This window comes from Rhizobium sp. TH2 (assembly GCF_024707525.1).
Taxonomy (GTDB): domain Bacteria; phylum Pseudomonadota; class Alphaproteobacteria; order Rhizobiales; family Rhizobiaceae; genus Rhizobium_E.
In genome coordinates, this window is the sequence record NZ_CP062231.1 from 5,617,303 (window position 1) to 5,638,756 (window position 21,454).

General features: G+C 63.1%; 20 protein-coding genes. 10 read left to right on the forward strand and 10 right to left on the reverse strand.

Annotated features, from left to right (window positions below):
- Positions 1-19: 19 nt before the first annotated feature.
- From IHQ71_RS27530 to IHQ71_RS27545, 4 genes are read right to left on the reverse strand one after another with little or no spacing between them, the layout of a single operon-like run.
- A complete protein-coding gene (locus tag IHQ71_RS27530; protein ID WP_258159577.1) occupies positions 20-874 on the reverse strand; it encodes an MBL fold metallo-hydrolase in 855 nt (284 codons plus the stop codon).
- A gap of 4 nt (positions 875-878) precedes the next feature.
- Complete coding sequence (locus IHQ71_RS27535; protein WP_258159578.1) at positions 879-1,826, reverse strand: NAD(P)-dependent oxidoreductase; 948 nt, start codon at positions 1,824-1,826, stop codon at positions 879-881.
- A 3-nt stretch (positions 1,827-1,829) separates the two neighbouring features.
- Positions 1,830-2,783 (reverse strand): shikimate dehydrogenase, encoded by a 954-nt coding sequence (locus IHQ71_RS27540; RefSeq protein WP_258159579.1) that lies wholly within the window; start codon positions 2,781-2,783, stop codon positions 1,830-1,832.
- Positions 2,784-2,803: 20 nt separating this feature from the next.
- Positions 2,804-3,430, reverse strand: a complete 627-nt coding sequence (locus IHQ71_RS27545) for a glucose-6-phosphate isomerase (protein WP_258159580.1) — start codon at positions 3,428-3,430, stop codon at positions 2,804-2,806.
- A 259-nt stretch (positions 3,431-3,689) separates the two neighbouring features.
- Between IHQ71_RS27545 and IHQ71_RS27550 the strand changes: the two genes are divergently transcribed.
- From IHQ71_RS27550 to IHQ71_RS27595, 10 genes are all read left to right on the forward strand, one after another.
- Positions 3,690-4,658 (forward strand): substrate-binding domain-containing protein, encoded by a 969-nt coding sequence (locus tag IHQ71_RS27550; protein ID WP_258159581.1) that lies wholly within the window; start codon positions 3,690-3,692, stop codon positions 4,656-4,658.
- Between the two features lie 93 nt (positions 4,659-4,751).
- On the forward strand, positions 4,752-6,263 hold the full coding sequence (locus tag IHQ71_RS27555) for a sugar ABC transporter ATP-binding protein (RefSeq protein ID WP_258159582.1): 1,512 nt from the start codon (positions 4,752-4,754) through the stop codon (positions 6,261-6,263).
- On the forward strand, positions 6,260-7,255 hold the full coding sequence (locus tag IHQ71_RS27560; RefSeq protein ID WP_258159583.1) for an ABC transporter permease: 996 nt from the start codon (positions 6,260-6,262) through the stop codon (positions 7,253-7,255). The genes IHQ71_RS27555 and IHQ71_RS27560 overlap by 4 nt, the downstream gene beginning before the upstream one ends.
- Positions 7,256-7,274: 19 nt before the next feature.
- Positions 7,275-8,795, forward strand: coding sequence for an FGGY-family carbohydrate kinase (locus IHQ71_RS27565; protein ID WP_258159584.1), 1,521 nt, complete (start codon positions 7,275-7,277; stop codon positions 8,793-8,795).
- Positions 8,796-8,802: 7 nt separating this feature from the next.
- Positions 8,803-9,576: an SDR family NAD(P)-dependent oxidoreductase gene (locus IHQ71_RS27570; RefSeq protein WP_258159585.1), complete on the forward strand. Its 774-nt coding sequence runs from the start codon at positions 8,803-8,805 to the stop codon at positions 9,574-9,576.
- Positions 9,577-9,591: 15 nt separating this feature from the next.
- Positions 9,592-10,350, forward strand: a complete 759-nt coding sequence (locus IHQ71_RS27575) for an SDR family NAD(P)-dependent oxidoreductase (protein ID WP_258159586.1) — start codon at positions 9,592-9,594, stop codon at positions 10,348-10,350.
- Positions 10,351-10,439: 89 nt separating this feature from the next.
- A complete protein-coding gene (locus IHQ71_RS27580) occupies positions 10,440-11,558 on the forward strand; it encodes a glycerol dehydrogenase (RefSeq protein ID WP_258159587.1) in 1,119 nt (372 codons plus the stop codon).
- 30 nt (positions 11,559-11,588) lie between these two features.
- A complete protein-coding gene (locus IHQ71_RS27585; RefSeq protein WP_258159588.1) occupies positions 11,589-12,605 on the forward strand; it encodes a galactitol-1-phosphate 5-dehydrogenase in 1,017 nt (338 codons plus the stop codon).
- Between the two features lie 19 nt (positions 12,606-12,624).
- Positions 12,625-14,136, forward strand: a complete 1,512-nt coding sequence (locus IHQ71_RS27590; RefSeq protein WP_258159589.1) for a ribulokinase — start codon at positions 12,625-12,627, stop codon at positions 14,134-14,136.
- Positions 14,137-14,141: 5 nt separating this feature from the next.
- Positions 14,142-15,134, forward strand: coding sequence for a sugar-binding transcriptional regulator (locus tag IHQ71_RS27595; RefSeq protein ID WP_258159590.1), 993 nt, complete (start codon positions 14,142-14,144; stop codon positions 15,132-15,134).
- Here the strand turns inward: IHQ71_RS27595 and hutH are convergent.
- From hutH to IHQ71_RS27625, 6 genes are read right to left on the reverse strand one after another with little or no spacing between them, the layout of a single operon-like run.
- On the reverse strand, positions 15,129-16,616 hold the full coding sequence (hutH, locus tag IHQ71_RS27600; RefSeq protein WP_258159591.1) for a histidine ammonia-lyase: 1,488 nt from the start codon (positions 16,614-16,616) through the stop codon (positions 15,129-15,131). The genes IHQ71_RS27595 and hutH overlap by 6 nt on opposite strands.
- On the reverse strand, positions 16,613-17,614 hold the full coding sequence (locus IHQ71_RS27605; RefSeq protein WP_258159592.1) for an ornithine cyclodeaminase family protein: 1,002 nt from the start codon (positions 17,612-17,614) through the stop codon (positions 16,613-16,615). The genes hutH and IHQ71_RS27605 overlap by 4 nt, the downstream gene beginning before the upstream one ends.
- A gap of 11 nt (positions 17,615-17,625) precedes the next feature.
- A complete protein-coding gene (locus IHQ71_RS27610) occupies positions 17,626-18,936 on the reverse strand; it encodes an LLM class flavin-dependent oxidoreductase (protein ID WP_374989926.1) in 1,311 nt (436 codons plus the stop codon).
- Complete coding sequence (locus IHQ71_RS27615; RefSeq protein WP_258159593.1) at positions 18,933-19,859, reverse strand: LLM class flavin-dependent oxidoreductase; 927 nt, start codon at positions 19,857-19,859, stop codon at positions 18,933-18,935. The genes IHQ71_RS27610 and IHQ71_RS27615 overlap by 4 nt, the downstream gene beginning before the upstream one ends.
- A 14-nt stretch (positions 19,860-19,873) precedes the next feature.
- Positions 19,874-20,806, reverse strand: coding sequence for an ABC transporter ATP-binding protein (locus IHQ71_RS27620; RefSeq protein WP_258159594.1), 933 nt, complete (start codon positions 20,804-20,806; stop codon positions 19,874-19,876).
- Positions 20,803-21,444 (reverse strand): ABC transporter permease, encoded by a 642-nt coding sequence (locus tag IHQ71_RS27625; RefSeq protein WP_258159595.1) that lies wholly within the window; start codon positions 21,442-21,444, stop codon positions 20,803-20,805. Before IHQ71_RS27625 ends, IHQ71_RS27620 begins: the two co-directional genes overlap by 4 nt.
- Positions 21,445-21,454: the final 10 nt, after the last annotated feature.

Sequence of the window (21,454 nt, forward strand, 5' to 3'; positions counted from 1 at the left end):
GATTTCCTGCCACCGTGCCCTACGCATCGTCAAGGCGAAACTCGATGCCGTAGCGGGCGCGCCGAAGCGCGATTGGCGCCTGCGCGACGGCATTTTCGATCTCATCGGGCGCGATCGTGTTGAATGCGAACATGCCGTAATGATGCGCGATCATTGCGCCGATGCCGCAGCGGGCACAAAGTGCGATGGATTCAGAAAGTGTGAGGTTTCCAGCGAAGCCCGATGTTCGCAATGCTTCCGAGCGTCCATTGACCGGCAGCAATGCCAGATCGGGTGCTAAGGCCCTGATCTCCTCGTCCTGCCCGGGAAAGGGAATCGTGTCACCGGAGTGGAGGATTTTCACCTTGCCGAATTCCAGGCCATAGCCGAGAAAGCGGTGGCGGCCGGCTTCGTCGCGTTCCAATGTCTCATGGGCAGCCCGCATGACATGAAGCTCTAGATTTCCAATCTTCATGCGATCTCCCGCATCGATTTTGATCAACCGGCTCGCATCGACACCGATCCGTTGCATGGCAAGCTCCCACGCGGCGGCGGGCACCACGAAGTTCAATCCGGGCAGGCGTTTCGCCAGCAGGTTCAGCGTCTCGCCATCCATGTGGTCGGTGTGATGATGGGTGCAGAGCATAAGATCGACCGGCCCTAGCTGATCCGCCCTCAGCGGCGCGGGCGCCATTCTTTCGTGCGAGAAGGCTGCATCGCGATATTTGACCGCGAGCGAATCCGAGAGATAGGGATCGATGACAATGCGCTCGCCCTGCGCATCGATCACAAAACCGGCCTGTCCGAGCCAGTAAAGCGACACACCGTCGCCCGGACCCTTGGCGAGCCTGACCGCGAGCGGTTCGTCGAAAGGGGTGGCGCGCAGCGTCACCATGGCATCACGCCGTCAGCGCATGCTGTTTCAGGCCGAGCGATTCCATCAGGTTGAAGACCGCCATCTCGGTCGCGCGGTTGACGCTTTCCTCAGTGTAGCCGCCAATATGCGAGCTTGCGATGACATCCGGTCGCGAGGCTAGACCCGGAAATACCGGCGGCTCGGGGTCGAACACATCGACGCAATAGGTCAGCAGCCGCTTGGCATCGAGCGCTTCGATCAAGGCGGCTTCATTGACCAATGACGCGCGGGCCGTATTGACCAGGATAAGGCCCGGCTTCACCGTCGCGAGCATATCGTGGTTGACCAGTGCGCCATCGCGGCTTGGCGGACAATGCAGCGTCAGGATATCGGCCTGACGGAAAATTTCTTCATGCGTTGCCCAGCGGAAACGCGTTGGGTCGATGCAGAGATCGGGCCGGGCGGGATCGAAGGCCATGATATGCGCGCCCATCGCCGCCGCCAGCCGCGCGACCGTGCCGCCGACCGCGCCGCAGCCGATAATGCCGATCGTACGTCCGAAGAACTCGATACCGCGCCGGCGCGGCCAGCCCCCGGCCTTCAGGCCCTGGTCGGTGTAGGGCAGATGGCGCATGGCCGAGAAGATCATGGCGATGGCGAGTTCCGCCACGCCGCGCGCATTGGCGCCATCGGCCGTGCGCACCGCGATGCCGCGCGACTTCAATTCGCCGAGCGGCAGGTTGTCGAGGCCCGTGCCGTTGCGGCTGACGACGCGAAGCCGGGACGCCGCAGCGATGACCTTTGGTGATACAGGCTCCACCCCGGCCAGCCAGCCCGCGATGTCGGGTACCAGCCGCAGCAGTTCCGCCTCATCCGGCAGCTTGCCGGGAGTCGCGTAGACGATCTCGACGCCATGGCGGGCCATGTCCTCGACCGCGGGATGTGGCGCCTCGGTCAGCGAGCGCGGCGTGACGAGCACTTTGTGACCCATGGTTCAGCCTTTCGTCACGTCAAGCGCGATCTTCGAGATCGCGTCGAATCCGGGTCCGCTCGGTGGTATGTCGATATGGAAGACTTCAGCGATCACCTGCGTCCAACCGTGGATGAAATACACCCAACCGTCCTCGATCTGCAGGTTGCGCGCTTCCTTCTGCGCCCGTGCCTGGTCGAGAAAGATCAGCTCGCCCCGATAATTGAGATCCCAGACGACGCCGTTTTCGGCGAACGTGACTGCATCCGTCAGCGGCGAACCGGGTGCATCCTTGCCGAGGCCGGTGGCATTGATCACCACCGAGCCCGGCTTCAATCCCGCAACGATCGCGTCGTTCTCGGTTGCCTGCGGCGCCAGCACATAGTCGACCGGCACTGTCCTGCCCATGGCATTGTGGATGCGCCTGATCTCGTCGATACGATGCTGGCTGCGATTGGAGACGACGATCCGCGATGGCCGGTCGCCCGCGCGCCGCTTATGCATCATGTGCCAGGTCAGCGCGATGGTCGAACCACCCGCGCCGATCGAGAAAAGCTCGGCGCCGGTGCGCTCGAAATAGCCGTCGGGCAGGAAGGCGTCCATTGCCAGACCGGACGAAATCGGGTCCTTCGCATGGCAGACCAGCTTGCCATCGCGCTTGGAAATGCAACTCGTCTCGTCCATCAGCCGCGCATGCGGGTCGATCTCGTCGAACATGTCCTTGCAGGCATTGAACAGGTCGATCTTGTGGGTGGTCACCAGCGCACCGAGCGACATCGGATCGTCGCGGATGAAGGCGACAGCCTTGCGGTACGCTTCAGGCTCCGCATGTAGCGGAAAGTCGATGCCCTTGATGTCAGCGCCCTTCAGCCCGAGATGATTGGCCCAGGCCGGAAACACCTTCATGATCGAGCTCTTGCCCGTCGTCACGCCGATGAAATAGAGCGTCGGCCGGGTCGCCGGAAGATAATCGGTCATCGTGATCCTCCCCGTGTCGATCAATCGAGCTTGGCCATGATGCTGTCAACCAACGCCTGCGGGCGGCCCGTGTAGGCCTTGTTGTCGATCGCCTTCCATCCGCCTTTGCCGTCATCGACGATGCGCCTTTTCATGCCACCCGCCTTGGCGATGATGTCGTAATCCTGGCCGGAATCGGCGGGATAGGCGAAGGTCATCACCAACGGTTCCTGGCCGACATTGACGGAACGATGGATCCAGAACGGCGGCACATAGCACATGGTCTTCGGGCCGATCTCGACCGTGCGGATGTCGCCCGCCGGACTTTCGAGCAGCATTACGCCGAGCCCGCTTTCGCCATAATACATCTCGGGCCGGTTCGGCCGCGCATGGATGTGTCCGCGCGTCATGTAGTATTCGTGGCCCACCTTGCCCGGCTCCATGCGGGTCACGCCAATGATGATATCGCCGGCATTGGCCGACGGTTTGTAGTCCGTGACTTCATAGGCAACCGCGTCGCCGCGCTCGGCGAGAACGGTGGCGAATGCCTCGGCATCCTCGTAGAGCCCATCGAGATCACGGTATGTCTTCACATAGCGGTTGGTGGCGCCCTTCAGCTGTCCGGCTGCGATGTCGACATATCCGATGCCCGGCTCGAACAAAGCCATTGCTATTCTCCTGCAATTCGTTATCGGTAGTTATACTACATAATTGCGATTGATGCGCAAGCGTCCGAACGCGCTAATCCGATCCAATTTGCCTGCTGCAGTGCAAAATGACTGCATTGCAATGCAATATGCGTCACTATTGTGCTAACAAATCAAAAATGGGAGAAAATAACCGCTTGACGGAATTATAGAAATGTATTTTAACTACAAAAAGGAGGCCGCATTGCTTCCACGTCATGGAAATCGGAGGAGAAACCCCATGAAAATTACCCTATCAGGATGCGTGCTGGCTGCCGTCATGAGTGTCGGTTCGTTCGGTGCCGCACAGGCTGCCGATTGCAAGGTCGGCATCGCGATGTACACGCTCGGCGCTCCCTATTTCGCCGCTCAGGTTGCTGCCGCCGAAGACCAGGCCAAGAAAGCCGGTTGCGAAGTGACAAGCGCCGATGGCCAGAATGACATGGCCAAGCAGATCGCCGACGTCGAAGACATGGTCGCCAAGGGCGTCAACCTCTTGATCCTCAATCCGCGTGATCCGGAAGGCCTCGTGGCCGCTGCCGATGCCGCCTCCGCTGCCGGCGTCAAGGTCGTGGTGATGGATTCCTCGATCAACACGAAAGCCAATGTCATCACCCAGGTCCGTTCGTCGAACGACCAGAACGGCTATCTCGTCGGCCAGTGGCTTGCCAAGACGATGCAGGGCAAGCCGATGAAGATCATTCTTCTTTCGGGCGACAAGGGCAACGAAGTTGGCCGCGACCGTCGCCTCGGCGTCTTCAAGGGCCTGGTCGAAGGCCAGTTGGTCAATGAAGGCAAGGTCAGCTTCGAAGTCGTTGGTCAGGGTTGGGGCGGTTGGGCCCATGAAGGCGGCCTCGCCGCCATGGAAGACCTGTTGACCGCGCATCCCGATGCCAACGTCGTGCTCGGCGAGAACGACTCCATGGTACTCGGCGCGATGAAGGCGCTGGAAGCCCAGGGCAAGACCGACGTGCTGGCGCTCGCCGCCGCCGACGGCCAGAAGGAAGCGTACGCCCTGATCAAGGAAGGCAAGTACGGCGCGACCGGCCTCAACGATCCGGATCTCGTGGCCCGCACCGCAGTCGATATCGGCCTCAAGGCGGTCAAGGGCGAGCTGCCGGACAACTTCCCGAAGCTCAACCTGACGACACCTGACGTCATCACCAAGGACAATGTCGACAAGTACTACCGCGCCGACGCTGTCTTTTGATACCTTTCCTCCCGAGACGGCTGTACAAGTCGTGAAGATGAGACGGCGGGGCCAACCTCCGTCGTCTCATTGCCTTCTGTCCGGAGAGTCGCAGTGACTGAACTCGTCAAACTCAAGTCAATCTCCAAGTCGTTTGGCGGCATCCATGCGCTGAAATCGGTGGATTTCGACGTGCGGCCGGGCGAGGTTCACGCGCTTCTCGGCGAAAATGGCGCCGGAAAATCCACGCTGATGCGCGTGCTTGGCGGCGAGATGAGCCCCAGCCATGGCGAAGTCGTCATCGATGGCAAGCCTGTCGTCTTCCGCGATCCCCGGGATGCGCGTGCACTCGGCATCGTCGTCATCCATCAGGAACTGGCGCTGGCGCCGGACCTGACCGTGGCGGAGAATATCTTCTTGGGCGAACTGCCCGGTATCATTTCCCATGCCAGCTTGCGCAAGCGGGCCAAGGAACTCATCGATCGGCTCGGCTTCAAGATCGATCCCGGCCGCATCGCCGGCACGCTCGCGGTCGCCCACCAGCAGGTGGTCGAGATCGCCAAGGCCCTGTCGCAGGATATCAAGATCATCGTCTTCGACGAGCCGACCGCCGTGCTCGCGGCGCAGGATGCGATGAAGCTGCACGAGATCATTCGCGGTCTGCGAGATCGGGGCGTCGGCATCGTCTATATCTCCCATCGGCTCGACGAAGTCTTCGATATCGCCGACCGCATGACCGTGATGAAGGACGGCCAGACCGTCGGCACCGTCGCGACGGGTGACGTCAAGATCGACGACATCATCCGCATGATGGTCGGCCGGCCGATCGCGGCCATGTTCCCCGAGCGCGGCAAGCGCGTCATCGGCCAGGAAATGCTCAAGGTCGAACATCTCAACGCCGGGCGCATGGTGCGCGATGTCAGTTTCTCCGTTCGATCAGGCGAGATCGTCGGCCTCGGCGGGCTGATCGGCTCGGGCCGTACGGAAGTCGCGCGCGTTATCTTCGGCGCCGATCCGCTGGAAAGCGGCACGATCACGCTCAAGGGTAAGGTGCTCAAGCCGAGATCGCCGAAGGACGCCGTTGAAGCCGGAATCGGCCTGGTGCCGGAGGACCGCAAGCAGCAGGGCGTCATCCTCGACAAGCCGATCCGCGTCAACGCCACCATGGCCAGGATGTCGTCGGTGGTGAACGCTTTCGGTTTCCTCAAGCGGGCCAAGGAGCGTGCCGATGTCACCGCGCTCGGCAAGAGCCTCAGGCTGAAGGCATCGAGTGTCGATGCGCCGGTCTCCAGCCTCTCCGGCGGCAACCAGCAGAAGGTGGTGCTGGCCAAGTGGTTCCACGCCGATGGCGATGTCATCATTCTCGATAAACCCACGCGCGGCGTCGATGTCGGCGCGAAGAGCGAGATCTACGCACTGGTCAACAAGCTCGCCGAGGATGGCAAGGCCGTGCTCGTCATCTCGTCGGAGCATCAGGAACTGTTCGGTCTCTGCGACCGCGTGCTCGCCATGGGGCAGGGTCGCATTCGCGGCGAACTCACGCCCGAGACCTATAGCGAAGAAAACCTGCTGGGCCTGTCGATGACGGGCGGCGCACTAACAGCAAATCAGGGTAGCCAGGCATGACAAGCACGACAGACACCGCCAAGCAGCCGGAAGAAAAGATCAAGGTCGACTATCGCTCGATCATCCAGCGCTTTGGCACCTTGGCGATCTTCCTCGTTCTGGTCGTCGTCGCCACCATGTGGTCGGAAAACTTCCTCAGCCGCGGCAATATCCTCAACGTGCTGCGCCAGGTCGCATCGAGCGCGGGCATCATGGCGGTCGGCATGCTGTTCGTCATCCTGACGCGCGGCATCGATCTGTCGGTCGGTTCGGTCATGGCGCTGGGCTCGGTTCTTACCGGATATTTCTGCGCCATTTCAGGTTACGGAACCGTACCCACTATTCTCATGGTTCTCGCCTGCGGCGCGCTTTGCGGCCTGGTGACCGGCGGCTTCATCGCTTATCTGCGCCTGCCGTCCTTCGTCATGTCACTGGCGATGATGGCGATTGCGCGCGGTCTTTCACTCATTATCTCCGAGGGCCGGCCGATACCGCTCGATGAAGCGGGTGCCGCCTTCAGCCGCTTCGGCTCCGGCTTCCTGTTCGGCATCCCGCAGCCCGTGCTTTTGATGTTCGCCGTCTTCATCGTCGGTGGCGTGGTGCTCAATTTCACCCGCTTCGGCCGCATCATCACCGCGATCGGCTCGAATGAGGAGGCCGTCCGGCTCTCGGGTATCGCCGTGCCGCGCTATATCCTGGCCGTCTATATGATCTCCGGCGTGCTGGCTGCCGTCGCCGGCATAATTTCATCGAGCCGTACCGGTGTCGGCTCGGCACAGGTCGGCGTCGGTGCCGAACTCAATGTCATCGCCGCCGTCGTCATCGGTGGCGCGAGCCTCATGGGTGGCAAGGGCGGGGTGATCAACACGCTGCTCGGCGCGCTGGTCATGGGCATCATCGCCAACATCATGAACCTCGCCGGCGTGCCGGGCTACCACCAGCAGGTCTATATGGGCGCCATCATCGTCGTCGCCATGCTGCTGCAATACAGCACCGGTTCACTGAAGCGCTGAGGCCGGAGTGGCAACCCGCATGACCTCCGCCCTCACGCTCGCCATCGATGTCGGCACGGGAAGCGTTCGCGCCGCCCTGGTCGACGGCAAGGGCGCAATCGTGACGATCGCCGCCCGCGAGCACGACCAGATCGTGCCGCGCTTCGGCTGGGCCGAACAACGTCCCGAGGATTGGTGGGCGGGCGTGGTGGCCACAATCCGCAATGTGCTCGCCGAAGTACCTAATGCGAAGAGCCGCATCTCCGTCGTCGTCGCCTGCGGCCAGATGCACGGCACCGTGCTGGTCGATGCCGATGGCCGCCTGACACGGGATACCGTGCCGCTCTGGAACGACAAGCGCACGATCGACCTCGTCCGCGATTTCGAACGCGCCAATGCGCCTCTGACTTATCTCGCCGAAAGCGGCAATCCGCCGACGCCGGCCTGGCCCGGCTTCAAGCTCGCCTGGCTGCGCGACAATGACCGGCAAGCCTATGCCAAGGCCGCCCATGTCATCATGCCGAAGGATTACATCAATCTCCGGCTGACCGGCGAGATCGCCATGGATGAGGGCGATGCGTCCTGTTCCTTTCTGATGAACCCCGGCACGCGGGCCTGGTCCCCTGATATGGTGAAGCGGCTCGGCCTCGATGCGTCGAAGCTGCCGCCGATCCGCAACCCATTGGAAATCCTGGGAACCATCACCGAGGCGGCCGCTGCTGAAACCGGCCTCGCCGGTGGCACGCCGGTGCTGGTCGGTGGCGCGGATTATCCCGTGGCACTGCTCGGCTCCGGCACATCGCGGCCCGGCCTCGTCTCCGACGTCACCGGCACATCCTGCATCCTGACCCTGATCGCCCGCGCACCGCTGCTCGATTCGGATATATCCAATGTCGCGACGGTCGAGGGCAATTGGGGTCCCTTCGTGCTGCTAGAAACCGGGGGTGACGCCATGCGCTGGGCGCGCCGTGCCCTGCACGAAGGCAAGGAGAGCTACGACCAACTCGTCGCCCGCGCCGATGCTGCGCCCGTGGGTTCCGATGGTCTATTCTTCCTGCCGTTCCTAACCGGCGAACGGCTCGGCGCGCATCGCAATGCCCGCGCCCAGTTCTTCGGCCTCGGCGCCGCCCATGGCCTGAGCCATCTCAACCGCGCCATTCTCGAGGGCGTCGCCTTTGCCGGCGCCCGGCATCTGAAAATCATGGAGAACGCCTCCGGCCAGAAGATCGAGCGCGTCATCGCCTCCGGCGGCGGCGCCAAGACAGAACTCTGGCTCCGTATCAAGGCGAGCATCTATGGCGTGCCGATCGTGGTGCCCGAGGAGCAGGAATGCGGCATTCTCGGATGCGCTGCGATGGGCGCGGTCGCGACGGGCGCCATGTCGTCGCTCGATGAAGCCATCTCGGCCTATGTCCGCTATGCCGACGAAATCCTGCCCGATCCGGCCTGGCAGGAGCGCTATGCCAGGATGCAGCCGATCTTCGACAAGCTCTATTTCAACAGCCAAGCGCTCTATGACGATCTCGACGCGCTGGCCGATCCATCATTGCAGGACGTGTGAGGAAAGAATGTATCTCGAATTGTTCAGCCTCAAGGGCAAGACGGCAGTTGTCACGGGCGCCGCGCGCGGTATCGGCTTTGCCACGGCCGATGCGCTCAGCGAAGCCGGCGCCACGGTCATCATCACCGACATGAACGGGGAGGCAGCGGCGAAGGCAGCCGAGGAAATCCGCGCCAAGGGCCGCTCGGTCGATAGCGAGACGCTCGATGTCACCGATCCGCGCGCCGTCGAGCACGTGCATGCCGCGATCGTCGCCAGGCACGGCCGCGTCGATATTCTCGTCAACAATGCCGGCATCGCCATTTCCAACCGTCCCGCCGAGACCATGGACGATCCGACCTGGCTCAAGGTCATCGATGTCAATCTCAACGGCCTGTTCTGGTGCTGCCGCACATTCGGCAAGGCGATGTTGGAACAGGGCGGCGGCAACATCGTCAATGTCGGCTCGATGTCGGCCGAGATCGTCAACCGGCCGCAGGAGCAGGCGCAGTACAACGCCTCCAAGGCCGGCGTGCACCACCTGACGCGTTCGCTCGCCGCCGAATGGGCGACCCGCAATGTCCGCGTCAATGCGGTGGCCCCGACCTATATCGAGACCGAACTGACCCGCTACGTCTACGACGACCCCGAGATGATGAAGCATTGGGTCGGCAATACGCCGATGAACCGGATGGGCCAGCCGCCGGAAGTCGCGGCCGTCATCCTGTTCCTGGCGTCCGACGCATCGAGCCTGATGACCGGCTCCATCGTTACCGCCGATGGCAGCTACACTGCCTGGTAATTTGAGGAGAATTTGATGAAAGAGATATTGGATACGTTCCGCAAGGACCTTTATGCCGGCCAGAAGGTGCTGGTGTCAGGTGCCACCAGCGGCATTGGCCTGGCGATCGCGCAAGGCTTTGCCGGCATGGGCGCCGAGGTGATCGCCACCGGCACGTCGCAGGCGAAGCTCGACAAGATCAAGGCTGATCCGGCGCTCGCCGGCATCCGCTTCGAGCTTCTCGATGTGCGTGACCGCGCGGCGATCGACAGGTTCGTCCCGGCACTCGGCTCGCTCTCTGTGCTCGTCAATGCCGCCGGCATCGTCAAGCCGGATGACGAGTTCAACGAAGACGCCTATCTCGAAGTGATCGACGTCAACATGAACAGCGCCATGCGGCTGGCCATGGCGGCGCATCCGCTGCTCAAGCAAAGCAGGGGCGCCATCATCAACACGGCCTCGATGCTGTCCTATCTCGCCGACGACCGGGTTCCTGCCTATTGCGCCAGCAAGACGGGCATCGTCGGCCTCACACGGGCACTCGCGCATAAGTTCGGCCCCGATGGTATCCGCGTCAACGCCATCGCGCCCGGCTATCACAAGACCGCGATGACCCGGGATCTCTGGTCGGTGCCGGAATATGCCGGCAAGATCGAACATCGCACCGCGCTCAAGCGCTGGGGCACCGTCGATGACCTCGTCGGAACCTGCCTGTTCCTGGCATCTCCCGCCGCGCTATATGTCACCGGCACCACGCTGCCCGTCGATGGCGGCTATGTGAACGGCGGCTGGTAGCCGACCGCGACCCCGCATGCAGGCGAACTGCGCCTGCTTGTCTACAAATGTAAAGTTGATGCACGATTGTGCATAAAAGAGGTGTCTCCATGGCTAGTGAAAACGCTGGCGGCCGGTCATTCGGCGGACCGAATAAATACATCCAGCGCGCCGGCGAACTGGCGCGACTCGGCGAGCACGTCTCCGGGCTTGGTGACAAGGCGTTCCTGCTCGCCGATCCCTTCGTGCTCGATCAGTATGGCTCGACCCTGAAGGCAAGCATGGAGAAGGCGGCTCTCGCCTACCAGCTCGAGCGCTTCAACGGCGAATGCTCCGAGCGCGAGATCGACCGCGTCACAGCGCTCGTAAAGTCCTCCGGTGCGGGTGTCGTCGTCGGCATCGGTGGCGGCAAGACGGCCGACACCGCCAAAATGGCGGCTATTGCCACCGGCGGCCGGATCGTCATCGTGCCGACTATTGCCTCCACCGATGCGCCCTGCAGCGCGATTGCAGTGCGCTACAACGATGAAGGCGTCTATCAGGAAGCGCATTTCCTCGGCCGCAATCCCGATATCGTCGTCGTCGACAGCGCGGTGATCGTCCGCGCCCCGGTACGCTTTCTCGTGGCCGGCATCGGCGATGCGCTCTCGACCTGGTTCGAGGCCCGGTCCAATCTTGATTCCAACTCGAAGAACCTGGTGCGGCCCAATATGCTGCCGCCCGCTGCCGGCATCGCCATCGCGCGCGCCTGCCATGACGTGCTGATGCGCGATGCGCTCGCCGCCAAGCTCGCGGCCGAAAAGGGCGCACTGACGCCGGCCGTCGAGAATATCATCGAGGCCAATACGCTTCTTTCCGGCCTCGGTTTCGAAAATTGCGGCGTCTCCGCTGCCCATGGCATCCACGATGGCCTTACCGTGCTCGATGAGACCCACGGCTTCTTCCATGGCGAAAAGGTCGCTTTCGGCGTGCTCTGCCTGTTGATGCTCGAGGGCCGGCCGCTCGCCGAGATCAGCGAAATGACCGCGTTCTGCCGGGCGCTCGGGCTTCCGACCCGGCTCGCCGATCTCAACCTGGGCTCCGTCAGCCATGCCGATATCGAGCGGGTGGCTGAAGCAGCCCTCGCCGAGGGTTCGCCGACATGGAAAGTGGCGGTGCCGCTCTCCGTAGCCATCGTCCGCGATGCGATCATCGCGACCGACGCCTTCACCAGCAGCTTCAAGGGCTGACGAATTTTCTTGCAAGACAGGACCACTCCCATGCGCGCAGCCGTCATGTACTCACCCGGCGATATTCGCCTCGAAGATATCCCGAAGCCCGAACTGAAGCCGGGCCATGTCGTGCTCAGGGTGGCGGCCGTCGGGGTCTGCGGGTCCGACATCCCCCGCATGCTGATCAAGGGCGCCCACAGGATGCCGATCGTCTGCGGCCATGAATTCTCTGGCCACATCACCGAGATCGGCGACGGCGTCGAAGGCTTCTCGGTCGGCGAGTTGATGGGCGTGCCGCCCATGCTGCCCTGCTACAAATGCGACCAGTGCATGACCGGCAATTTCTCCCGCTGCCGGGATTATGATTATTTCGGCTCGCGCCGTGATGGCGCCTATACCGAATTCGTCGCGGTTCCCGTCAGCAACCTGCTGCGCGCGCCAGAAGGCATGGACCCACGCGCCACGGCGATGATCGACCCGGCTTCCATTGCGCTGCACGCCATCTGGAAGGCACCGCCTACTGCAGGCCAGCGCGGCGCGGTCATCGGCTGCGGCCCGATCGGCCTCTTCGCCATCCAGTGGATGAAGCTGATGGGCTGCACGGAGGTCGTCGCGATCGATGTTTCGGAGGAAAAACTTGCGCAGGCCAGGGAAGCCGGCGCCGACCAGACTTTCCTCGTCACCGAACAGATTCCCACTGAGCTCAAATGCGATATCATCGTCGAGGCGGCGGGGCACAATTCCTCGATCAACGTCGCGGCCAAGCTCGCAGCCTCCGGCGGCCATGTCGTCTTCATCGGCATTCCGGTGGGAGACATCACGCTGGAGAACAAGACCTTCCAGCATTTCCTCCGTCAGGAAGTCTCGCTGCATGGCGCATGGAATTCCTTCGGCGCGCCCTATCCGGGTAAGCAATGGACGGTGACGCTTGACAGCCTCGCGAGCGGCAGGCTCAAGTGGGAGTTCATGATCACCCATGAGCTTGGCTTGGAGGCGCTGCCGGGAATGTTCGAGAAAATCAAAAACAAAAGCGAATTCTTCTCGAAAATCATGTTCCGGCCGTAAGCCAAGGAGTTTCGCGCGCATGGCCAAACTTCTCGGTCTGGATTTCGGCACTGGCGGCATCCGGGTCGGCGTGTTCGACCTCGAAACGCGCCGCATGCTGGGCGAGCACGAGGAGCAGTATGCGACCGCCTATCCGCGTCCCGGCTGGGCCGAGCAATCGCCGCTCGACTGGTGGGACGCGCTCGGCGGCGCCTGCCGCGCCCTGATGCGCGAACTCGGCTCGCCTGAGATCGCGGGCATCTGCGCCGCCACCACCGCATCGACCGTGGTCGCCTGCAAGCGCGACGGTGCGCCACTCCGCCCCGCGCTGCTCTGGATGGATTGCCGCGCCGCAGACGAGGCCGAGCGCAGCAGCCGGTCGAAGAACCCCGTCATGGATTATGTCGGTGGCGCCAATGCTTCGGAATGGCTGATCTCCAAGGCGATGTGGCTCGCCGGTCATGAGCCGGCGATCTACGCGGATGCCGATATCATCTGCGAATGCCTCGACTATATCAATTTCATGCTGACCGGCCGCTGGGTCGGCTCGCGCATGAATGCCACCTGCAAATGGAACTACGATTCCGTCAGCAAGCGGTTTCCGTCCGAGCTTTATGCCGAATTCGGTGTGGAAGGCTTGGAGGCCAAGCTGCCGCCCGATATTTTCGCGGTTGGCGCGCCGGTCGAGATCGTCAGCGCCGCCGCCGCCGAACATCTCGGCCTTGCCAATCGCCCCATCCTGTCGCAGGGCGGCGTCGATGCGCATATCGGCATGGTGGCGGCCGGCACCATGAAGCCCGGCGAAATGCTGATGATCGGCGGTACGTCCATCGTCCAGCTCTTCCAGCTCGACAGCCAGCGGCCGATGGATGGCTTCTGGGGCCCCTATCCGCACGCGCTGGTCGATGATCACTGGCTGGTCGAAGCCGGCCAGGTCTCGGCCGGGTCGGTGCTGACCTGGTTCGAGAAGAACCTGTTCGAACTCGATGCGGCGGGAAGTGCGGCTCTGCGCAAGAAAGCCGCCGCCATGCCGGTTGGCGGCACCGGCCTCGTGACGCTCGACTATTTCATGGGAAACCGCACGCCTTATCGCGAACCGCTGCTGCGCGGTGCCATCATCGGCCTTTCGCTCGGCCATGACCGGGCCAGCCTCTATCGCTCGGCGATCGAAAGCGTGGCGCTGGCCTCCGCCAATGTCCTCAAGCGCGTGCGCGAACTGGAGGTCCCCGTCGAGCGCATCGTCTCCTCGGGTGGCTATGCGAAGAACCGGCTCTGGCTACAGGCGACGGTCGATGCGATCGGCATGCCGGTCGAACTGCCCCGGGAGGCCAATCTCACCATCATCGGCGCCGCCGCCTCGGCCGCGACCGGCTCCGGCCTCGTGCCAGATCTCTTCGCCGCGGCGGATGCCGTGCGGCAGGAGACGACTGTTATCGAACCCGATCTCGCGGCGCATGAAATCTACAAGCAATTGCTCGGCGAATATCTTGAGGCTACAAAACTGCTGATGCCGCAATCGCGGCGGCTGGCGGCCAGCCAGCTCAGGGGATAGCTCGCATGAAACCCGACCGCATCGAACGCGACATCCAGTTCCGCAATCTCTCCGCCGAGCGGCGTGAGCAGCTGATGATCCAGGTCGCCAAGCGCTACTACCATCTCGATATGACGATGAGCGATCTTTCGACCGAACTTGGCCTGACCCGCTGGCAGGCGAGCCGGCTGCTGACCGAGGCCAAGGAGACCGGCCTCGTCCGCATCGAGATCGTACCGCACACGCCGCGCATGCCGGGCCTCGAAAGCCGGTTCGAACGCGCCTTCGGGCTGAAGGAAGCGGTCATTGTTCCCTCGAATGCGGATCAGGACGAGGGACTTGTTCTCGATGCCGTCGCGCGTGGCGCGGGTCAATATCTCGCAGGCCTCGGCAAGATTCCGGCGATCGGCATTTCCTGGGGGCGGACGATGACCGCGGTCGCGCGCCGGCTACCGCCCTACTGGAACGAAGGCGTCGAGGTCGTGCTCCTGAACGGCTCGATGAACGTCCGCTCGACCGGCCCGCAGACCAACAATGTCGCTGAACTCTTCGCCAGCGCCGGCAGGGGATCGGCAATGCTTTTGCCCGTGCCGGCGATCTTCGGCCATGCGGCCACCAAGGCTGCGCTCGAACAGGATCCGACCATATCAGCCGTGCTGGATTTCGCCGCAAGCGTGCCGATCATCTGTTTCGGCATCGGCGCCATGGTGCCGGATTCGGTGCTGATCCAGTCCGGCTATGTGTCGCTGGATGAGCACGAGCGACTCAAACGGAAGGGCGCCGTTGGCGATATCCTCAGCCGCTATATCGATGCAGAGGGGGAGATTGTCGATCCAGAACTCGACGCGCGGACGATCGGCATCAGCCTCGAATCCTGCCGTACTCGAACCTTGTCGATCGGCGTCGCGGCCGGGTTGGCGAAGCGGGATGCGATCCTCTCATGCCTGCGCGCCGGATATGTGAATGTCCTTATCACCGACGAGGTGACGGCGCTCGCGCTGCTCGAACCGGCATCATGAACTGACGTCTGTCTCGAAGGGCAGCGCCTCGAAGATCACCATCGCATCCTCGCCCAGCGCGCGATCTTCGTTGAGCACCGGTACGAGTTTGCGTATCAACGCATGCGTCTTCGCGGTCCCTTGTCCGCAGCGATGGCCCGGCCTCAGGTCGATCCCTTGGGTCGCAGCCAGCATCTCGCAGGCGATCAGCTGGCGCCAGAGATCGAGCATCTCTGCACATTTCCGCACCGTCAGCGCCGCTTGCGTCGCATGATCCTCGACGCCCTCCGACACGGGCACGAAATCGAGCATGACGGGATTGGCCTTATGGCGGATCTGCGCCATCAGCGCCGTCACCACCTTCTGCATCGGCACGAAGCCGGCCGAAGCGCCGCCGACCGGGGAGAGATAGCGCGGCAGGCCATTGCGTCCCGAGCCCGTGAGCTGGATGAAGCGCGCGGCACTAGCGGCAGCCGCCTGCGCGATCGCCAGACCCAGCGTCTCGAAGGCAAGCGACAAGGCCGGCGTATGGAAATTCCCGGTCGAAAGCACGCGTTCCTCGTCGAGGATGACGAGCGGATTGTCGGCAGCCGAATTCAGTTCGATCTCGACGATTGCAATGGCACGTTCGAGCGAATCGGCCAGCGCCGCATGAATGGGTGCTACGCAGCGCAGACTGAGCGGATCCTGGATCGCGACCGCGCTTTGGAAAAGCGAAGAGCCCTCGAGTTGAGCGAGGATCGCCGCTGCCTCGTTGCTTTGATGCGGTGCCGGGCGCGCCGCCTGGATCGCGAGGGTCAGGATCAACGGATTGCCACCCAGCGCCTCGAAGCTCAGTGCCGCTGCTCGTCGCTGGGCGGCGAGCAGGTCTCTAACGTCGTGAAGCGCCAGCGCACCTTCGCCGACCGATACGGCGGATGCGTTGATCAGCGAGATGCCGTCCTTGGGCTTCAGGCTGGCGGGCGCAAGTCCCGCCCGCTTCAGCGCATCGGCGGCGTCGAGAATTTGCCGTTCGAACTCCGCACGGCCCTCGCCGATCAGGCAGCGCGCCATGGCAGCGAGCAAGACCAGATCGCCCGCGCCGATCGAACCGATTGACGGCATCTGCGGATGGACATGGGCGTTGAGCATGGCGGCCAGCGCCTGATAGGTCTCCGGCGAAATGCCGGAACCGCCGACCGACAGCATAGAGAGCCGCGCGGCGATGACTGCCCGCGTCGCATCCCTGGGCAGAACCGGCCCCACCGCCACGCCCCGGCCCCGGACCAGTTGCCGCTGGAACGCTGCATGGTCGCTTTCGACGGCCGTCTTCAGGTTGGCGCCGAGGCCAGTATTCATGCCGTAGATCGATTGGCCGGATGCGGCTGCGGCCTCAAGAATTTCTCGCGCCTTCCGCAACCGGTCGAAGACTTCAGGCGCGGTCTCGACCACGGCATCACCACGCGCGATATCGACGATATCGCCGATCGTCACGCCGCTGCCCTTGAGCTGCACCACGTTCATGCGAAGCGCAGCCTCTGGCCGATACTGGCGCTTCTCGCCTTTTCCAAGAGCGCATAACCGAGCGCGATATCGCTCAGCGACAGGCCGCGATGCCAGAACAGGATCGTCTCGTCGTCGCTCTGGCGGCCGGGCTTGAGACCTGCAACGATCTGGCCAAGCTCCGCATGCAGCGTCTGTTCGGAGAGCTTGCCGGCCTCGACATGGGCACGCAGCGAACCGAACTTGCCGCCCTTGCACTGGCCCCAATCGTCCACCACCATCTTGGCCATGATATCGGTCAGCGAGAGTTCCACCGCGCTCATCGTGCCATAGGGCACGATGAGCGCGCCCGGCTTGATCCACTCGGTCTTGAGCATCGGCGTCGGCTCGTTGAGGCGGGATGCCTCGACCACGATATCCGCACCCTCGACGCAATCGTGCCAATTGTCCACGACCGTGATCTTCTTGCCGAGATCGGCTTCGAGCTTGGCGCCGAACGCATCGCGGCTTTCCGGCCGCCGCGAGTGGACGCGGATCTCGTCGAAATCGAAGAGATGGTCGAGCAGCCGCACGTTCCAGTAGGCCGTGCCGCGCGCGCCGATATGGCCGAGCACCTTGGAGGATTTCTTGGCCAGGTATTTCGCGCCGAGTGCGGTGATCGCGCCGGTGCGCATGTCGGTGATCACGGTCGCGTCCAAGATCGCCTTCGGCACGCCGGTGCGCGGATCGAACAGGTTCAGCACGCCGAATTCCGAGGGATAGCCGTGCTTGTAGTTATCGACAAAGTCGCCGACGATCTTGACGCCCGCGAGATTGAGCGGCGCCACATAGCCGCGCAACACATTGAAATGGCCGTGGAAATCCGGGTTTGGTTCGAGATGCACGCGCGGTTCGATCACCGTCTCGCCCTTGCCCTGCGCACCGAGCGACGTCTCGATCGCGGCGAGGATTTCCGCGTCTGATATGGCGAGCGCCTCGATGTCGAAGGCGTTGAGATAATCGATATAGATCGGGTTCATGCGAGTCTTTCCTATCGCTTGGCCGGCGCGCCGACGCCGAGATTTTCGCGCAGCGTGCGGCCTTCATATTCGGTCCGGAACAGTCCACGCCGCTGGAGTTCAGGGATCACCATGGCCACGAAATCTTCGAGTCCTGAGGGAAACAGCGGCGCCATCACATTGAAACCATCCGCGGCACCGGCGAGGAAGCGCTCTTCCATCGCATCGGCAATCTGGGCTGGCGTGCCGAACACCTGCCAATGCCCGCGCGCGCCGGCGAAATTGCGGGCGAGATCGCGGATCGACAGGTTCTCACGTTTTCCGAGATCGACGATCAATTGCTGGCGGCTTTGCATGGCCTGGGTCTGGGGGATATCCGGCAGCGGTCCATCGATCGGATGGGCGGAGAGATCGCCGATGCTGAGATAGCTCGCGAGCAGCGCCACGCCCACCGCATCCGGGATCAACTCCTGCAAAGCCTGGTATTTCGCCCGTGCCTCGCTTTCGGTCTCGGCCACGATCGGCGAGATGCCCGGCAAAATCTTGATGTCGTCCGGCTGCCGGCCGTATTTGACGAGCCGCTGCTTCACGTCGGCATAGTAGGCTCGCGCCTCGCCGATCGTCTGGGACGCGGCGAAGACGACATCGGCCGTCCGTGCCGCCAGTTCCTTGCCGACATCGGAGGCGCCAGCTTGCACCATGATCGGTCGGCCCTGCGGCGAGCGCGGACTTTCCAAAATGCCGTCCACCGTGAAATGCTTGCCTTTGTGATGAACGGGGTGAAGCCGCGCTGGATCGGCAAATTGCCCGCCGGCCAGATATGCCCCATCCTCCACGCTATCCCACAGCGCGAGCGCCGCATCGGCGAATTCCTCCGCCCGCTCGTAGCGTTCGGAGTGCGGCCTGAGCCCGCTGCTGGCAAAGTTCTCGGCTTCGAGTTCGCTTGCCGATGTCACCAAGTTCCACCCGGCTCGGCCGCCGCTCAGCTGGTCGATCGCGGCGAAGGTCCGCGCCAGGCCATAGGGCTCGTTATAGGTCGTCGATGCCGTGGCGACGAGGCCGATATGCGATGTATTGACGGCCAGTGCCGCCAGCAGACTGAGCGGTTCGAACATGGTCGACCGCGCGGCCTGGCTCGCCATATCTGGATTGCGCTCGCGGATCGCTGCTGCATCCTCAACGAACAACATGTCGAACTTGCCGCGCTCGGCAATCTGAGCCAACTCGATGAAATGCTCGATGCTCGTGCCGGCCGGCGCATAGGCATCCGGATGCCGCCAGGACGAAATGTGATGTCCTCCCGCCATCAGGAAGGCGCCGAGTCTCATCTTGTGATCGCTCATGATGCGCGCTCCAGGCTGGCCGGATGGACTGGACGGGAAAGGCCGAGGCGGTCGCGCAATGTCGCACGCTTAAGTGCTGTCCGGAGCAGCCCGCGCCTGATCAATTCCGGCAGGATCGTCTCGATGAAGCTACCCAATTCCGCTGTCGTGGATGGCATGAGCACAAAGCCATCGATCCCGCTTTCCGCTTCTCGTTCGAAAATATCTGCAACGTCGGCCGCCCCGCCGGTGAAGCCGGTGACGCTCTTGATAACGCGCACCTCTGCACGCTCACGCGCCACCTGGGCGATCGGCGCGCCATCAAGCACGAAAATCACATCCGCCAGATGCGCAACCGGCGAATTGCTGATCGCGGCCAACACCGGCTTGCCCTGCGGCGAGCGATTGACATTCAGCGGCCCGCGAACCGAGAAATTCGCGCCTTTGTGGTTCAGCACATGCATCTTCTCGGGCACAAAGAACCGTCCCGCCGCCTTGTCGTAGATAAAGGCATCCTCCTCCCAGCTATCCCAGAGCGCGCCGACCAGTTCGACATATTCCCGGTCCCGCACGTCGTTTGTCCCCGCAGCGATCGCCCAGCCGGCGCGGCCATGGCTGATCCAGTCGAGCGAGGCAAAGCGGCGGGCCAGATTATAGGGCTCATGCTGGTGCGTCGCGGCGGTGGCGATCAGGCCGATGTTCTTTGTCTTCGTGGCCAGCGCCGAAGCGAGTGTTGTGGGCTCGAAGGGAGTGGCGACTGGCGAAAGCGCATCGACCGGCCGCTCGCCCATGCTGTCGCCAAGCCAGACGAAGTCGAAGCCCGCCTCATCCGCCAGCAAGGCCTGTTTCAGCAAGGCGTCGAAACCGAGCGCTTCGCGCTTCGCACCCTGCCATGCCTCGGGGTCATGCCCGAAGGGCGTCAGGGAAAGACCGAGATGGATCATCGGAAACCTCCGGCTCACTTCGAAAAGATGGCGCTTCGCGTCAGTCGTCCAGTGGCGGTACCGGTCTCATCGACCACCGCCAGTTCGTCGCTATTGGCCGCGACCATCAAGGACAGCGCGTCACGCAAATTGACGCCCGCTTGCACAGTGGCGGGTGATTGCGACGAAACGCCGGCTTCCATGGCGTCGGCGACCGAAAACAGACCGAGCCGCTTGATCGCCCGGTCGATGCCGACGAAATCGGCGACGAACCGGTCGGCGGGACGCGACAGGATCGCATCGGGCGTATCGTATTGCACGATCTTGCCCGTCCGCATGATGGCGATACGGTCGCCCAGCCTTATCGCCTCGTCGAGATCGTGGGTCACCAGCACCACGGTCTTCTTTACCCGGCTAAGGATCTGCTTGAATTCGTCCTGCAGCCGCGTCCTGACGATCGGGTCGATGGCCCCGAAGGGCTCGTCCATCAGCAGCACCGGTGGATCGGCCGCGAGCGCGCGGGCCACGCCGATGCGCTGGCGCTGGCCGCCGGAGAGCTGGCGGGGATAACGGTTGAGAAACTCGGCGGGATCGAGCCCGACGAGATGCAGCAGTTCATCGTTGCGCTTGGCGATCCTCGCCTTGTCCCAGCCCAGCAGGTTGGGCACCGCGGCGATATTCTCCGCGATCGTCATATGTGGAAACAACCCGACATTCTGGATGACGTAGCCGATATGCCGGCGCAGTTCCACCGGATCGCCCTTGGTCACCTCCGCGCCATTGACGAAGATCTTGCCTTCGCTCGGCTCGATCAGCCGGTTGATCATGCGCATGGTCGTGGTCTTGCCGCAGCCCGATGGGCCGATCAGCGCCACGGTCGAGCCCTCGGGCACTTCCATCGTCAGGTTGTCGACCGAGGCGACAGGGCTGCCGTCATAGCGCTTGGTCACGTTTTCCATACGGATCATGCGGCGGATCTTTCTGCAAAGAGGATTTTTTCGGTCCGGCCGAGGATGAATTCAGCGGAGAGCGCCAGAAGCGCGATGGGCACGGCGCCGACCAGCAACCGCGACATATCCATGACGCTGATCCCGGTGGCGATGAAGTCGCCCAAGCCCCCGCCGCCGATGAACGGCGCGAGTGTGGCGCCTGCCAGCACCTGTACCGCCGCCGTCCGGGCGCCGGCAAACATGGCGGGTGCGGCGAGCGGAATGCGGATCTTGCGGAGCACTTCGCCCGTCGTCATGCCCATGCCGATCGCCGCCTCGATCGAATCGGGATCGACATCGCGCAGGCCGACATAGGCATTGAGCAGGATCGGCGGCAGCGCCAGCACGGTCAGCGCCACGATCGAGGGCATCAGCCCGATGCCAAGGAGCGGCAACATGATGGCGAGGATCGCGAGGCTCGGAATGGTGCGCAGCCCGTTGATCGTGTTGATCACGGCGAAGGCGAGACCCTTGCGGTTGACGATCAGCACGGCCAGCGGCAGCGCGATGGCAAGCGCGATCACTAGGGAAATGCCCGACATGGTCAGGTGCTGTCCGAGCGCCCGCAGGAATGCGGTCTGGTTGTTGTAGATCCATTCGACGGCGGATGTCAGCATGGCATGCCCC